Consider the following 2,030-nt stretch of genomic DNA (forward strand, 5'->3'; position numbering starts at 1 on the left):
GGCCGGCGTCCGCCGCGCGACGTTGCGGCCGGATCGCGCCGCCCGCGTCGATCGCACCGGAGCCACGCGGCTGCGCTGCTGGCGTGGCGCATCGACTGTGACCGGCGGCAATTCGCTGTTCGATCTCGGCTGCTCCGCGCCGGACGGACTCTGCGCCAGTGCCGGCGTGTCCGTGAGCGCCACCGCGGCGATCCCACAAATCGTCATCAGGGCGAGTCCCCACTCGCTCTTTCGCTTGAATTCCATCGCCAGATCCCCCGTCGCGGAACGCCCGCAGACTCAGGGGATTGAGTGCAAGAATTGCGAAGCTCACGCCTTTGCGATTGCGCAAAAACTGTTTGATCTGTTGTCGACAAGCTCCAGACTTCCGTCGAGACGTTCCGTCGCAGTACACGCTCCGCTAGATTGGTGCACACGTCGCAATCGTCTGGCCTGCTGTGTAGAATTATTCTTATTCTAATTCGGTGGACGGCAGCGACTGGGGGCATATCCGAAGTGCTTGCGAAACGCGGTCGCGAAGTTGGCGGGGTTGCCATAACCCGCGAGATAGGCCGCCTCGTTGATCGATACGCCCTGCTCGATGATCGCATCGCGCGCCGATTCGAGCCGACGCGTCCGCAGATATTCGGAGGCGCTGACGCCAAACGCCCGTCGAAAGTGGGTGTTGAAGGAGCGGCGGCTGATGCCTGCCTCGCGCGCCAATTGGGAGACTTTCCACGGACGCCGCAGATCCGCGTCGATCGCATCGCGGATCGCGCGCAGCCGCCGCTGCTTGTGATCGCCCGCCATCTCCATGCTCGCGCGCTTGCCCGCGATCGATATGACCCGCGCGAGGATCTCCATGGCATGCGCGGACAGCAGCAGCTCTTCGGCGCGTCCATCCAGTGTCGGAGACAGCATTTCGGTTGCCATCGCAAGAATGCGTGGCGGCGCCTTCAGCGTGACCACGAATTCATCCGATTCCGCCGAGGAAAACAGCTCGAGGAACTCGCGCTGCAGGCCGAGGCGATCGATCGATGCCTTGGGAAACGCCAGGCCAGCGGCGAACATGCGCCCGCCGCCGGACGTCTCGCCGGTCCAGAGCTGCGGCTTTCGCAAGGCCATCACGACAATCGAATTTTCCGAGTAGCGGAACCGCGTGACATCGCGGTGCGGACCTCCCTGCCCCGAGCCCTTCAACACGATGGTGACGAACAATCCGGCCTTGATCACGCCTTCGCTGCGTATGATGCGATCAAGGATGAAATTGTTTCGCTGGAACAAGCAGCCGGGAAATTCGAGCCATCGCGCGGTCTCCGCGAAGTCGTCCTCCCTTGATGCACCCTCGGAATCGAGGACGCGGAACTGATCGAAGATGCGATGATAAATGTGCGTCACGTCCTTTGCCTGGAGCCGGCCAGCGAACCTTGAGTCTATCTGCCTCTCAACCGTTGCCGAGGCAATTAGAACGCTTTCAAAGTGCAGCGCTGTGTCCGCAGTCCGTGGGACGGGGAGAGCGCAGCGAAACCCATCGCCATGGAGCAAGCGGCGCGAATGATGGGTTTCGCTGCGCTCTACCCATCCTACGATTGTCGTCCCCGCGAAAGCGCGGACCCATAACCACAGGGAGGTGTTGTGGCGCGAGCAAGCGGTTGCAGCGGAGCACACGACAACGGCCTGTGGTTATGGGTCCTGGCCTTCGCCAGGACGACGGCGTCATTGCGAGCGGAGCGAAGCAATCCATTTCGCCGCTTGCGGAAGCATGGATTGCTTCGCTTTGCTCGCAATGACGGGGAGAGTTCTGATTCAAATGTCAAACAGCTCTCCGCTGTCATCGTCCGCGAAGGCGGACGATCCAGTATTCCAGTGGCGGCTGAGCTTAAGTTGAGACGCCGCGGAGTACTGGATGCCCCGCCTTCGCGGGGCATGACGATGGAGAATGATAGCGGGATGTGCGCTCGCGTTCTCGCGGCGCATTGCGTCCGAGCTTTGCGTCACTTTCCGCCCTCTCAATCAGCAGAGGGCGCAGGGAAAGCCGGGTGCCGGTTGCA

1 protein-coding gene and 1 pseudogene are annotated in these 2,030 nt (G+C 62.1%); both read right to left on the minus strand.

What is annotated here, in order from left to right:
* Positions 1-246, minus strand: a pseudogene (locus tag CWO89_RS43590) (hypothetical protein); the annotation flags it as partial.
* Between the two features lie 210 nt (positions 247-456).
* Positions 457-1,377 (minus strand): helix-turn-helix domain-containing protein, encoded by a 921-nt coding sequence (locus CWO89_RS43595; RefSeq protein WP_130584320.1) that lies wholly within the window; start codon positions 1,375-1,377, stop codon positions 457-459.
* Between the last annotated feature and the right edge of the window lie 653 nt (positions 1,378-2,030).

Origin of the sequence: Bradyrhizobium sp. Leo170, from assembly GCF_004296405.1 — a bacterium.
Taxonomy (GTDB): domain Bacteria; phylum Pseudomonadota; class Alphaproteobacteria; order Rhizobiales; family Xanthobacteraceae; genus Bradyrhizobium.